12 protein-coding genes are annotated in these 13,640 nt (G+C 65.6%); 2 read left to right on the top strand and 10 right to left on the bottom strand.

What is annotated here, in order from left to right; genetic code table 11:
* Window positions 1-180: 180 nt before the first annotated feature.
* From HZB53_01170 to HZB53_01160, 3 genes are read right to left on the bottom strand one after another with little or no spacing between them, the layout of a single operon-like run.
* Window positions 181-579, bottom strand: a complete 399-nt coding sequence (locus HZB53_01170; protein ID MBI5876232.1) for a hypothetical protein — start codon at window positions 577-579, stop codon at window positions 181-183.
* 4 nt (window positions 580-583) lie between these two features.
* Entirely contained in the window at window positions 584-1,477 is an 894-nt protein-coding gene (locus tag HZB53_01165) for a CehA/McbA family metallohydrolase (protein MBI5876231.1), read from the bottom strand.
* Window positions 1,478-1,482: 5 nt separating this feature from the next.
* Window positions 1,483-2,679, bottom strand: coding sequence for a class I SAM-dependent rRNA methyltransferase (locus tag HZB53_01160; GenBank protein ID MBI5876230.1), 1,197 nt, complete (start codon window positions 2,677-2,679; stop codon window positions 1,483-1,485).
* Window positions 2,680-3,053: 374 nt separating this feature from the next.
* On the opposite strand from HZB53_01160, the gene HZB53_01155 reads away from it, so the two are divergent.
* Window positions 3,054-4,232 (top strand): putative C-S lyase, encoded by a 1,179-nt coding sequence (locus HZB53_01155; protein ID MBI5876229.1) that lies wholly within the window; start codon window positions 3,054-3,056, stop codon window positions 4,230-4,232.
* Between the two features lie 73 nt (window positions 4,233-4,305).
* Here HZB53_01155 and HZB53_01150 read toward each other — a convergent pair whose 3' ends face one another.
* From HZB53_01150 to HZB53_01120, 7 genes are all read right to left on the bottom strand, one after another.
* Window positions 4,306-5,034, bottom strand: coding sequence for a glycerophosphodiester phosphodiesterase (locus tag HZB53_01150; GenBank protein MBI5876228.1), 729 nt, complete (start codon window positions 5,032-5,034; stop codon window positions 4,306-4,308).
* A 996-nt stretch (window positions 5,035-6,030) separates the two neighbouring features.
* Complete coding sequence (locus HZB53_01145) at window positions 6,031-7,356, bottom strand: DUF1501 domain-containing protein (GenBank protein ID MBI5876227.1); 1,326 nt, start codon at window positions 7,354-7,356, stop codon at window positions 6,031-6,033.
* Window positions 7,357-7,412: 56 nt separating this feature from the next.
* Window positions 7,413-9,125 carry a DUF1800 domain-containing protein gene (locus HZB53_01140; GenBank protein MBI5876226.1) on the bottom strand — a complete coding sequence of 571 codons (1,713 nt, stop codon included), beginning with the start codon at window positions 9,123-9,125 and terminating at the stop codon, window positions 7,413-7,415.
* A 201-nt stretch (window positions 9,126-9,326) separates the two neighbouring features.
* Window positions 9,327-9,896 (bottom strand): NapC/NirT family cytochrome c, encoded by a 570-nt coding sequence (locus tag HZB53_01135; protein ID MBI5876225.1) that lies wholly within the window; start codon window positions 9,894-9,896, stop codon window positions 9,327-9,329.
* An 80-nt stretch (window positions 9,897-9,976) separates the two neighbouring features.
* The gene (locus HZB53_01130) at window positions 9,977-10,612 is read right to left on the bottom strand and encodes a dienelactone hydrolase family protein (protein MBI5876224.1); all 636 of its coding nucleotides are present in this window, start codon (window positions 10,610-10,612) and stop codon (window positions 9,977-9,979) included.
* 195 nt (window positions 10,613-10,807) lie between these two features.
* The gene (locus HZB53_01125) at window positions 10,808-11,221 is read right to left on the bottom strand and encodes an ATP-binding protein (GenBank protein MBI5876223.1); all 414 of its coding nucleotides are present in this window, start codon (window positions 11,219-11,221) and stop codon (window positions 10,808-10,810) included.
* 91 nt (window positions 11,222-11,312) lie between these two features.
* Entirely contained in the window at window positions 11,313-11,651 is a 339-nt protein-coding gene (locus HZB53_01120; GenBank protein ID MBI5876222.1) for an STAS domain-containing protein, read from the bottom strand.
* Window positions 11,652-12,465: 814 nt separating this feature from the next.
* On the opposite strand from HZB53_01120, the gene HZB53_01115 reads away from it, so the two are divergent.
* Window positions 12,466-13,371, top strand: coding sequence for a hypothetical protein (locus HZB53_01115; GenBank protein MBI5876221.1), 906 nt, complete (start codon window positions 12,466-12,468; stop codon window positions 13,369-13,371).
* Window positions 13,372-13,640 lie beyond the last annotated feature (269 nt).

Raw genomic sequence — 13,640 nt, 5'->3', positions numbered from 1 at the left:
GATTGGCGCGGCGGCAAAGCCGCCGCGCCAATCCCCTTTTAACTCGCTCCCCCTCCCAGCTTCGCTGGGAGGGGGCCGGGGGGAGGGCGGAGATAGTTTTCGCGTCGCAGATTCTTGCAACAATCCCTTGGGGACACGCTCAATTCGAAACGGTATTATTGGTGTTTCTTCGTGGACGGCTTATCCGATGCCCCGGCTGCGCAGCCAGGCGCTGACGACGTAGAAGATGAAGCCCCAGAAGGTGATGGAGAACGCCACGGCGAGGAAGATGGTGGTCGCCAGCGGGCGCACCGCGCGCCAGTCGGCCCCGAACAGCGCCCAGGAGCGCGAAATGTGCTGCCGGCAGCGGTACTCGGAGCGCCGCCGGTCGTCATACTCCGTCGTGTGGTCGCGGCGTGCGCCGCAGGCGCGGCGCTCCACGCCCAGCACGTTCTCGCCGCGCGGGTCGCCCATCCAGCAGAACGCCCGCCCGCAGACGGCGCAGCGCCGGTAGTCGCGCGTATCGGCATGCTCGCGCCCGCAGGTCGCGCACGGCTCGATGGCGACCATCGGGCGCGGCTTCAGCAGGCGGCTGCCCATGCGGCTACCGGCCGTCCACCCAGAGCGGCTGAGTCCAGGCCCAGCCGCCATTGCTGGAGAACACCCGGGCGCGCACATAGCCCTCATCACCGCTCGCCGCGTACGCCGGCGTCGTGCCGTGCACCACGGCCAGCACGCGCTCTCCGCGCCCGATGAACTGCGTGGTGTAGGCGTAGTCGTACGCCGGGCGAATCGCCAGCCGGATGCCGCGCGCATCCATCGTCAGATCGGCCAGCTCGACTTCGGTCGAGGCGTAGAAGTCGCCCAACTCGATGGCGGCAAGAATCGCCGCCGCCGTGCGATCGGCCGCGCGCACGCAGATCCAGCCGCGCCCCGGCGGCGAGACGTGGCCGTACCACGGCTTGCGCAGGTCGTGCATGTCGTCCGTCGCGGCGGCCCAAACACGCACGCCACGGCTCAATAGGCCATCCCACATCGCTTCGACCGACGGCTGGCCGCCGCCGCCGAAGCTGTTGCAGTCGGTGCTCGTGTTCATGATTTCCAGCAGCGTCCAGCCCGTGACGCGCGCCATCTCGGCCTCGCCGAACGCCCAGTGGAAGTTGGGATGATTGATCATCGGCAGGCCGCCCGCCGCGCGCGCCGCATGCACCGCGGCCTGCAGGGTGCGCGCGATATCATGCTGCCAGCCGGGCAACGCGGGCATCGTATGGATGCCCAGCGCGTTGACGTGCACCGGCTTGCCCTCGTCCATCAGCGTGATCTCGGTGCCCGGGATCAGCACCAGACGGTCACTTTCGGCGACGGTCAGCATGTTGTGGTCGGTAATGGAGAGGAAATCGAAGCCGTTGTCGGCGTACCACGCGATGGCCTCGGCGGGCAGCGCATCGCCATCCGAGAGCGAGGTGTGGGTGTGGATGTTGCCTTTGAGCCACAGCATGAATGTTACTCCGCGCGCAGAAAGATGGACTTCAGGTACAGCGTCTCGGCCACTTGTAAGATCCACAGATGATCGGCCGGCTGGAAGGTCGCGCCGGTCACCTCGACGCGGCGGTGCGTCTCGTTGGCGGCCTGGCGGGCGGCGTCGAGCAGGTCGTTGAGCGAGACGTAGAACGCGCACGACGACAGGAGCAGCGTGCCGCCCGGCTCCAGCAGGCGCAGAGCGTTCGCGGTCATGTTGACGAACAGCCGCTTGGCGCGCGGCAGGTCTTCGCGGCGCTTGACGAGCGTCGGCGGGTCGAGCACGATGTGCGTGAAGCGGCGTTTTTCCGCGTCGAGCGACTGCATGACTTCGAGCGCGTCGCCCCAGCGCACGCCGACGCGGTCGCCGACGTCGTTGCGGCGGGCGGCCTGCTCGGCCAGCCCGAGCGCCGTCGCGTCCTTGTCGACGCAGAGCACCTGCGCACCCGCGCGCGCCGCATGCAGCCCAAAGCTGCCGACGTAGGAATACACGTCGAGCACGCGGTCGCCGGGGCGCACCATGCCGCGCAGTAGTCGCCGGTTGTCGCGCTGGTCGAGGTAGAAGCCGGTCTTCTGCCCGGCGGCCAGCCCGACCGTCCAGCGCACATCGTCTTCCGTGATCTCGACGGCGGCGGGCACGTCGCCCCACAGCGTGCCGGTCGTCTCCGGCAGGCCCTCGTCCTCGCGCGCCTCAACGTCGCTGCGCTCGTAGATGCCGCGCGGCGCGAGTTCGGCCGCGAGCGCGGCGACGATCAGCGGCTTGTACCGCTCGATGCCCGCGTTGCGTACCTGCATGACCAGCACGTCGCCGAAGCGGTCCACCACCAAGCCCGGCAAATTATCGCTCTCGCCGTATACCACGCGCCAGGCATTCGTGTTCGCAATGCGCCCGGCGCGGCGCGCGACCGCGTCGCGGATGCGCGCGCGGAAGAACGCCGCGTCTACCGCCGCCTGCTCGAGCGAGATGATGCGCAGCGGGATATGGCTCTGCGCGTTGTAAAACCCCTGCGCGACGAAGAAGCCGCGCACGTCCTGCACCCGCACGACTTCGCCCGGCGCGGCGTCGCCCGCGACGGACTGCACATCGTCGCGGCGCACCCACGGATAGAAGCGGCGCAGGGGCGCATCGGCGCCCGGCTTCAATGTCACGACGGGCATGGCGGCGAGAGATGTTTTGCTCATAGCGGGGCGGATGCTGCGCGGGCGGCAAACGGCTCCGGCAGGCTGTCATCACTTTACCATATTTCGGCGAGTGCGGGAATTCATATACTATGGGGGTGCCACCACTCTTAAAGCGAATCCGCGAATAACGCGAATCTACACGAATCTTTTTTCCCACGAAAGCACACAAAGGAACACCAAGAGAATCCGGATTCCTATTCGTGTTATTCACGGTAAATTTTAGGTAACCGTTCAGCCGTCATTGCGAGGAACGTTGTTTGCGACGAAGCAATCTCCGTGCAGCGCGCTTGCCCAACCAGAGTGGAGATTGCTTCGCAAAAACCGCTCGCAATGACAAACGGGACTGAGCGCTTACAATTTTAGGAGAACGCCCCATGTCCATCGACTTTGACCGCATCATCGACCGCCGCAGCACCGGCACCAGTGAGAAGTGGAACCGTTACCCCGGCGACGTGATCGGGATGTCGATCGCCGACATGGACTTCGCCGCGCCGGACGCCGTCATCGAGGCGATCCAGGCGCGCGTGCAACACCCGATCTTCGGCTACGAGTGGCCGCTGGATGCGCGCGTCAAGCAGGTGATCTGCGAGCGCATGGCGCGCCTGTACGATTGGGTGATCGAGCCGGAGCAGATCGTGTTCCTGCCGGATCTGGTCGTCGGTTTCAACCTGGTGACGCGCGCGGTCGGCGCACCGGGCGACGGCGTGCTCGTGCAGACGCCGCTGTTCGGCCCGATCCTGAAAGCGCCGGCCAACCAGGGCCGCGTGCTGCAATCCGCGCCGCTGCGCCTCGTGACGCAGGGCAGCACGGTGCGCTACGAGATCGATTTCGACGTGTTCGAGGCGGCGATCACGCCGCGCACGCGCCTGTTCATCCTCTGCCACCCGCACAACCCGGCCGGGCGCGACTTTACGCCGGACGAACTGCGGCGCATGGCGGCGATCTGCGAGCGGCGCAACATCGTCATCTGCTCGGACGAGGTGCATGCCGACCTGCTGCTCGGCGGAACGCAGCACACGCCGATCGCAACGATTGCGCCGGAGGTGGCGCGGCGCACGGTGACGCTGATGGCGCCGACCAAGACGTTCAACATGCCGTCGCTGGAGTTTGGCTTCGCCATCATCACCGATGCCGCGCTGCGCGCGCAGATGCAGGCCGCCTGGGCGGGCAGCGTGCCGCACGGCAACGTGCTCGGGCTGATGGCGGCGATTGCCGCGTACACGCAGGGCGACGAGTGGCTGTTCGCATTGCGTGAGTACCTGACCGCCAACCGCGATGCGCTCGCGGCCGCCGTCGCCGCGCAACTGCCCGGCGTGCGCACCACCGTGCCCGAGGCGACCTATCTGGCGTGGCTCGACTGCCGCGCGGCGGGCATTACGGGCAGCCCGTGGGAATTCTTCCTGAAGCAGGCGCGGGTAGTGTTCACCGACGGCGAGGACTTCGGCCCCGAGGGGCGCGGCTGCGTGCGGCTGAACTTTGGCACGACGCGCGCCGTACTGAACGATGCACTGGGCCGGATGCAGACGGCGTTGAACGGCACCCGGCGTGGTTAGCAGACTGTGTAGGGACGGGGCTCTGACCCGCCCATCGGACAGGTCAAAGACCTGTCCCTACTAACGTATTGCGCTAACGCGCGCCGAGTTCGCGCAGGGCGCGGATCGCGAGGATCGGGTCGCCGTACGTCACGGCGTCGGCGTCCAGCGCGGCGACCCGCCCGAAGTCCGGCTCGAACAGGTCGGCGACCATGACGGCGATGCCCGCCGCGTGCAGCGCCTGCACGTCTTCCGCGCTGGCCAGGTCATACGACAGGCTGACGGCATCGGCGCGCGCCGCCTGCACCACGTCCACGAGGTTGACCGGCCGGCCGCGCAGGATGGCGCGCGTCGTCGCCTGCGGGTTGCGCTCCTTCACGAAGCGCAGGCCGGCATGGTCCCATGCAACGAAGACCGCGCGCCCCACGAAGCCGTACTGCTCAACGAGGGCGAGCGCGCGCGCAAAGACGCCGCGGTCGAAGTCAAAGCCGTTCTTGATGTCGAGTGCGAAGCGGCAGTCGTTGCCGGCCGCCCACTCAAAGAGGTCGTCCAGGCCGATCAGGTGATTCTCGCCGGCGCAGACGAGGCTGACGTCGTTGCGGCGCATGGCGCGGATCAACTGGCCATCCGGCGCGCGGTAGTTATGGTAGATCACCAACTCGCTGTCGGCGGTCTGCTGCACGTCGATCTCGACGAAGTCCGCGCCGGACTTGTAGCCGAGTTCGATGGCAGTCCACGAGTTTTCAGGCGCGAGGCGGTCCGCGCCGCGGTGCGACTCGACGAGCATGCGCCCGGTCTGCGCGCGAAGGAGGGGAATGGGCATGACAGGGATTATACAAACCCCAGGAAGCAAATCCCAAATCCCAACTTCCAAATCCCAAACAGATACGACTCGACCTGATAATGTCGACGTGGGTTTGTCGTGCTGAATGCGAAGGCATGCCCATGCTGTCCCGCGCGTTGCGCGCGTGAAGCATCTCAGATTGCGGCGTACGCAGTCCGTGATGGCGCAGTCGATCGCGGATTTCAGGTCCTTCGCGCGCGCAGCGTCGTGGATGGATGCTACGCCTTGCTTGCGCGCTCAGGATGACACCCTCAGCGAAACTGTCGCAAGCCGTTCGCTGTGCCTCCGTGTCGGATAGTGTCGATGTGAACTTGTCGTGCTGAACGCGAAGGCATGCCCGTCCTGCCCTGTACGTTGCGCGCGTGAAGCATCTCAGATTGCGGCGTACGCAGTCCGTGATGGCGCAGCCGATCGATTTCAGGTCCTTCGCGCGCGCAGCACCGTCGATGGATGCAACACCTTGCCTGCGCGCTCAGGATGACACCCTCAGCGAAATTACCGCAAGTTGTTCGCTGTGCCTCCGTGTCGGATAGTGTCGATGTGAACTTGTCGTGCTGAATGCGAAGGCATGCCCATGCTGTCCCGCGCGTTGCGCGCGTGAAGCATCTCAAATCGCGGCTGACGCAATCCGTGATGGCGCAGCCGATCGCGGATTTCAGGTCCTTCGCGCGCGCAGCACCGTCGATGGATGCAACACCTTGCCTGCGCGCTCAGGATGACACCCTCAGCGAAATTACCGCAAGTTGTTCGCTGTGCCTCCGTGTCGGATAGTGTCGCTGTGAACTTGTCGTGCTGAACGCGAAGGCATGCCCGTCCTGTACGTTGCGCGCGTGAAGCATCTCAGATTGCGGCGTACGCAGTCCGTGATGGCGCAGCCGATCGCAGATTTCAGGTCCTTCGCGCGCGCAGCGTCGTGGATGGATGCTACGCCTTGCTTGCGCGCTCAGGATGACACCCTCATTGGTGGCTTTTGTTTTAGCCGCCGACGGGCGCGGCCATGCGCGCTGCAAGCTCGGCCGGGTGCGGCAGGACGTTCTGCGCCGTCAACGGCGTCGTCAGGTTGCGGAACTTGTAGTCCTTGTAGCCCGGGAAGATCGCGTCGAGCTTCGCGTTGCCGAGCCGGTTCTTCACGATCTCGCCGAGCACGTCGCGGAAGTCGGTCGTGATGGCGAGGTCGCCCGGCCCGTACAGCTTGTCCCTGGCCAGCCCCGGCCAGTCGCCGTACACCTGCCCGCCCCGAATGTTGCCGCCCATCACGAACATCACGTTGCCGTGCCCGTGGTCGGTGCCCTTGCTGTTGTTCTCCTGCAGGCGGCGCCCGAACTCCGACATGCTGACGATCGTCGTGCGGTTCATGCGGTCGCCCATGTCCATGTAGAACGCGTGGATGCCCTGCGCGAACTCCGACAGCAGACGCGGCAGTTCGCCGCCGTCCGCGCCGCCCTCGCCGGCGTGCGTGTCCCAGCCGCCGATATCGACGCACGCCACCTCCACGCCGAGCTCCGCTTTGATCAACTGCGCGACGGCCATCAGCGACTTGCCGAAGCCGGTGTCGGGATACTTCGCGCCGTTGGCTGGCTCGTATTTGCTCGCCGTGATCCTGGAGAGCAGATCCATCGCTTGCAGGGTCGTCGTGCCCTGCACGTCCACGAAGTCGTCGCCCTGGTACAGCGATGCCAGCCCGCTCTGAATCTTCGCCACTTCCTGGGCGTTGCCGTTCAGGTGGAACTGCGCGATGCTCTGCAGCGCCGTCGCCGGCACCGGGCCGCGCAGCGCCGCCTGCACGATCGAGCCCATGCCGACCGCGCGGAACGGCGACTGGTTGTCGCCGGCCATGACCTGCAGGTGCCGCGCCAGCCAGCCGGTCGGGATCGCTTTCTCGCCCGGCGTGCCGCGCTCCATGAAGTCCATCGCGTCGAAGTGCGAATGCGTCGGGTCCGGCGAGCCGACCGCGTCGATGATCGCCAGCTTCTGCGCGTCATACAACTCCTTGAACGGCCGCAGGTTCGGGTGCAGGCCGAAGAAGCCGTTCAGGTCGATCGCGCTGGCCGGGTTGCCCGCTTTCGGCTGCGGGATGGCGAGCGAATCGCGCGCGGCGTAGTAGGCGGCCTCGCCGTGCGGCACCACGGCGTTGAGGCCGTCCATGCCGCCGCGCTGAAAGACGCAGACGAGCGTGTCGCCCTTCGGGGCGGCGTCCGGCGCGGCGAAGGCAATGCGCGGCATCCACGCGGGCCACGACAGCGCGCCGAGCGCGATGATGCCCGACTTCAGCAACGTGCGGCGTGACAGTGTGACAGACATCGCTTTATTCTCCTTGGCATGAGCGCGCGCGGCGCGCGCGCTCCCTCGTGTGCGTGTTAGCGGTACTGGTAGTCCGGCGACGACAGGATCAGCGCGACCAGGCCGGGCACCTTGACGCGCAGCACCAGCTCGTTCAGTGCGAAATTGGCCGCGCCGTCCGTCAGGTAGCTCACCAGCCGCTGGCGGTCGCCGGCGGCCATGCCCCGATGCAGCAGCCGGTCGAGCCAGAAGTCGACGACCTGCTCGGCAGTCTTCGCGCCGGAGGCGGTGGTTGGCGCGCGCACGTCGGCCTTGATGCCGCGCGCGCCGGCGATCGCCAGGTTGAGCGCGATGTTCCAGCGCGCCAGCATGCCGTTCGTATTGATCCATGCGGCGGCTTCGTCCGGGTAGCCGTCGGGCGTGTGCCAGAGAAAGAGCGGCTGGCCGAGGTTGGTCATCACCGCGCGCAGGATGTCGGCATCGGCGGGATCGATCTGCACGTCGAGCGCGCGCATGACGCCAGCCACATACTCCAGCGGGCGGCGCACCTTGCGGCCGAACGACGCGCGCAGTTCGCCTGACTGCAGTATCACGCGCAGCATCGGCTTGATATCGCCCTTTGTCTGCGTGTACGCGGCGGCCACTTTGTCCACCAGCGCAGGCGGCGGCGTGTCCGAGACAAAGCGCCGCACGAGCTTGGTCGCCAGGTATTTTGCGGTCGAGGGATGATCGCAGAGCAGGTCGATCACTTTCAGCCCATCGCTCTCGCCGCCGCCCTTCGGTAGCTTCACGCCGAGCACGGTCTTCTCGTCGTCGTCGTGCGTGCGCGGGTTGAAGACGTAGCCGTCGCCAAACAGGAGCGCGGCGCGCGGCGGCGCGATCGTCCAGCCGGTGAAGGCGCGCGCCACATTCTGGATGTCCGTGTAGGTGTAGCCACCGTCCACGCCGAGCGTGTGCAGTTCCATGATCTCGCGGGCGTAGTTCTCGTTCGGCTTGCCCTTCACGCTCTCGCGGTTGTTCAGGTACTCCAGCATCGCCGGGCTTTTGGCGCTGGCCGTCAGCATCGCCTTGAAGTTACCCAACGCATGCTTGCGGATCACCTCGCGGTCGTCCACGGTCTTGGCCCAGCGGATGACGCCGCTGTCCATATAAATATTGATGTGATTGGTCCAGAAATCGACCATCACCTCGTAAAGCTGGCGCTCGCTGTAGATGGCGCGCACGAGCGTCGCCTCCTGCAACTCCTGCATGACGGCTCCCGGCCCTGGCGGGCGCGGCGGGCGCGCCGGGCGGCCCGGTGTCGCGCCGGGCACAGGCGTGGCGGCGGGGGCCGGGGTCGCTTTAGGGTCGGGTTTGGCCTGCGGCTTCGGCTGCGGGTAGGTGTCGATCAGATCGTGCAGGCCCATCGACAGCGTGGGGAATGTGGCAAGCAGCTTGACCATCTTGCCGTCGTCGATGGCGTCCGGGTTCAGCTGCTGCTCGATATATTTGTCGAGCCCCAACCCGGCGACCTGCTCCACGTCGCCGGGGCGCGGGCCAAACGTCATGCGCGACAGCAGGAGCGCGGCGGCCGACGGTGGCGGCATCGCGGCCGGTGTCGGCAAGACGGCCGGCATACCGGCGGCGCTCGTCGCGGCGGGTGTCACGGAACCCGGCGTGGGCGGCAGGCCGGCGGGCGTGACCGGCGGTTTCTCGTCAAGCCCGGCCATCCAGTCGGCACAGCCGGCAACGGAAGCGGCGGTCGCGGCCAGCGCAGCGCCGGATAGGAATTGTCTGCGAGTCAGCGGCATGGTGTGGCCTCCTGTGTACCAAGTTCACCGATAGCACGCGCCGGCAGGCGGGGAAGTTTCAGCGCTGTCGCCGCTCTCATCAGACATTAAGCCGCCCGCGCCGGGGTACACCCAGGAATTGCTGGAATCTCGTAGGGGCGAACCGCGGGCCGACACACAGGTCGGCCCCTACCACGCCCCTACCACCCGCGGGTGCCGTGGCTACGAGCGGATGCCGGAGAAGGTGTGGCAGGCGGCGCAGACCGGGTTCAGTTTGGCGTCGACGGCGTATTTGAGCGTGCGGCTGGGACCCTGCGTGTGGCTGGTGTGGCAGTCCACACAGCGCGCGGCGTGGCCCGGCTCCTTCGCTTGCCAGTTCAACAGATAGAAATGGTAATGATTGCGCAGATTACGCGACTCGAAGATGCGGTCGTGGCAGCGCACGCAGTTGGCATCGGCCAGCGGGCCGGTCGTCACCGCGGGACGGTGGTACGCGCCGGAGAGGTAGGCCGCGAGGTCCAACGCGCCCTGCCGCAGCCCGGCCACGCGGCCGGCCGTACCGGCGCCGCTGTGGCAGTCGATGCAGCGCGCGGTGCGTGCCGTCACGTGCGCCGATGCCAGATCGGACGGCGCACTTTGCATCGTGCGCGCAAGGTAAGCCGTTTCCGGCTCGGTATGGCACGACGCGCAGAACTCGTTGCGCTCTTCAAGCTGCAACGCGCCGAAGACGCCGCCCGCAGCCAGCACAGCCAGCGCGGCGACCAATGCTGCAGCCCACGCAAGGCGCTTCATAAGCGGTTACGGCGGACGGCTACCGCGCGGTGATGCGCCCGGCTCCGGGTGCAGGGTGCAATAACAGCGACATACGGAGATCAGAGATGCAACTGGAAAAACTGCGCGACCGCTTCCGCGGCCTGCGGCTCTTCGCCGTGGAAATGATGATTGGCGCCCGGCATGACATGCAAGGTCGTCGTCGGGTGCCGGGCGTGGAACTGCTCAATGTAATGAAGCGGCGTGGTCGTGTCGGCTTCTCCCGCCAGCAGCAAGACCGGAATGTGCAGGTCGAGGGTCGACTGCACGAACCGGCGCGCCGGGAAGCCGAGCGTGGCGACCGCCTTGATGCGTGGATCGGTCAGCGCATACGGCAGCGCCACGCGCGAACCGAACGAGTAGCCGGCCAGCGCCAGCCGATCCGGATCCACGCCTCGGTGCGCGGCGGCAACATCGACCGCGCCAGCCAGGTCGTGCAGTTCGCCGCGCCCGTCATCGAACGCGCCCGCGCTGCCCTGCACGCCGCGAAAGTTCAGGCGCAGCGCCGCGATGCCGTGCGCCAGCAGCGCCGCGCTGAGCGCGCGCAGCAGGTGGGTGTGCATGTGCCCGCCCGCCAGCAGCGCGTGTGAATGGGCGATGATGACCGCGGGGCCGGGCCGGGCGTCGGCGGGCGCCTGCCACAACGCTTCCAGCCGGACGCCATCGCTGGCGTGAAAGTGGACTTTCTCAGCGCTCACGCAGGACCATTCAATAGTCGTAGTGTATGATGAAAATCCGACGAAACGGGCGCTGAGCTTGCCGTACCGCCCACCCCCGCAAACTGCGCGGGGCGAGTCGCAGACGGGGTCGAAGCGCGCGCATCTTCCCGCCCTTCGACAGGCTCAGGGCACGGTCGCACGGTGACCCATGCGATTTTTGAATCGCTCTGGCGCTCACGCGATCCGCTTGACCATCGTCAGCAGATTGTGCCGGTCGCGGAATTCGTGGCGCACATCGTCCATCAACTTCTGCATGAGGTACAGGCCAAGCCCGCCCTCTTTACGGTCTTTCAGATCGGCGTTCACGTCGGGGGTCGGCACGGCCAGCGGATCGAAGGGGCGCCCGGTGTCCACGATGGTGACGATGAACTCCGCACCGCGACACTCGCACGACATCTCGATCGACCCCTGGCCCTCGAAGTCGTAAGCGTGATAGATGATGTTGGCACACGCCTCGTCTACCGCCGTCTGGACGTGGTAGACGGCGCGCCGATCGAGCCCGGCGGCCGCGGCGGCCGCCGTGACGAAATCGCCGATCGCGGCCAACTGGTCGCCGCGCGCAGGCACGCAGATGCTCGTCGTTGTCATGGAACGCGTGAGGGGATAGCCCCGCGCCGCCATGACGCTTGCCGCAGAGGGCGAGCGTTGGCGGCGCAGGAGTTACATTTGGAACGCCGGCCTAGAAGCTGCCGACTGCGTCCACCTGATCGTCGTAGATCTTGAACAACTGCGTGAAGCCGATCGTGTCGAAGATCTCTTTGATGTTCGGCTTGAGGCCAACCAGTCGCAGGTCGCCGCCGGAGATGCCGCCGCGCGCCAGCTTGGCGGTCGCCTGCAGCGCCTTCAGCCCGGCGCTGCTGATATAGGCCGTCTCGGCGAGGTCCACGACGATGCGGTGGCGGCCCTCATCAATGATCGCGCGCAGGGTCTTCTCAAGATCGGGGGCGGTCTGATGGTCGACGCGTCCGCTGACCTTCACGATGTCAACGCGTTCCAGCCGCTTGGTGGTAATCTCCACACTTCCTCCTGTTAGGCTTGGTCTGGGCAGTCGAGCGCCTGGGTGATGGCGGTATTATATTGGCGGGATGGTCAGATCGTCAAATGCCTGCGGTCACAGACAGCAGTTCTCCATTGGGCTTTGGCCGGTACTTTCCAATGCCGGCTTGTCATGCGCTGGTGCTCAGACGCCTATCGCGCAAACCGATTCGACGAGTACGTCATGCTGCCCTCCCCCCCGACCCCCTCCCAACGAAGTTGGGAGGGGGTCGGGGGAGGGCAACGCCGCTTTCTTGGCGAGCCAGCATGCGTGACAAGCACCAGGGGGGCCAGTTCATAGCAAGCTGGCAATGGAAAGTACCCGCCCAGGGCCAAAATGAGAATTGCTGCCAGAAGCACACATGGTTTGACGAGATCAGACCTTAATGTATAATCTCCCCTAATCATGTCGCTGATCTATCTTCAGCGGCCCTCGCAATCGAGTGGGACAGCCGTTCTGCGAAATCCCATTCCGCAACCGCGCACGACAGGCGCTCGTAGTCCTCGTCCGCCCTCACCGATATGCTGATGCCGGCATCTGAGGGAGATCGTAAAACTCGCGCGCCGCTCGCCACCACAGCACTCACAACACACCTTTTCCGGGCAGATTGGACTGACACCGACTTTGGCTGCGATGGCTGCCAGCGGTGATATAGTAGGCCAACACACCCGCATCTGTGGACTATTGAACCATCCGGTTGTGACTGGAGCGCCACAACCATATTCAACGTCTCTTCCCGCCCGACACTGTCTTCGACCCTGCACTACCTGTTGAGCACACAGCGCAAGGAGAAGCCATGGCCACACTGCAAGTTTTCCTGTTCGGCAAGTTTCGTGTCGAGTGTGATGCACAAGCCGCAGCCGGTTTTGACGTCCGCAAAGTCCAGGAACTACTCAGCTATCTTCTCCTGCATCGCGCCCACTTGCATTCGCGCGAGTCACTCGCCGGCGTCTTGTATGGCGACCAGCCCACGCCGCAGTCCAAGAAATACCTGCGCCAAACTCTGTGGCAGTTGCAGAGCGCGCTGGCGCCTTTCTCGGCCGCCATGCTAGACATCGAGCCTGATTGGATCACCATCAACCCGCAGGCTGAATTTCAACTCGATGTCGCCCTATTTGAGGAGGCGTACACCCGTGCAAAAGATACGCGTGGGGCCGATCTCGATCACGGGAATCTACGGGATTTACAAGTCGCGGTCGAGTTATACCGCGATGATCTCCTGCTCGGATGGTATCAGGATTGGGCGTTGCGCCAGCGCGAGCGGATGGAACATATGTACCTCTCGATGGTGGACAAGCTCATGAGTTATTGCGAGGCACAGGGACTGTATGAGAGTGGTCTGTCATACGGCGAACTGATGCTTTGCCGCGACCGTGCCCACGAGCGAACTCATCGACGCATGATGCGCCTCTACTACCTTTGCGGCGATCGCACGGCCGCATTGAGACAGTATGACCGGTGCGTCAGCGCGTTGCGCGAAGAACTTAGCGTGCCCCCCGCCGATCGCACGCGCAAAGTGTACGCGAGAATAGTTGCCGCCACGACCTCAACTGATCCTGCGCCTGGGAACCCGCAGCGCGCACGTCCACTGACGCACCTCCTCACGCAGCTGCAGCACACGCAGACCATCTTGCGAAGTATCCAGGATCAAATCCAAGTCGAAATCCAATCCGTCGAACGGGCGCTCAAGCATAATACGTAGTCGTACTTGTTTACTGGGTAGTTGTCATGAGTGCGTAACAGCAGTACTCAGCATGGGCGTTGATCGATTGGTTGACCCGCTCAACCGCCTGGGATGACGCCACAGGCAGACTCGCTCACATACATCAACCCCACCCCCGACCCCTCCCCGCTTTCGCGGGGAGGGGCGAAAAACAAAGGGGAGGTGCGCGGCGGCTGCGCCGCCGCGCACCTCCCCAAGAACGATTCCCCTGCTCCCCCACAACGCGGGGGAGAAGGGGCCAGGGGATG

The organism is Chloroflexota bacterium, from assembly GCA_016235055.1.
GTDB lineage: Bacteria > Chloroflexota > Anaerolineae > JACRMK01 > JACRMK01 > JACRMK01.
This window is presented reverse-complemented; position numbering and strand designations above follow the sequence as displayed.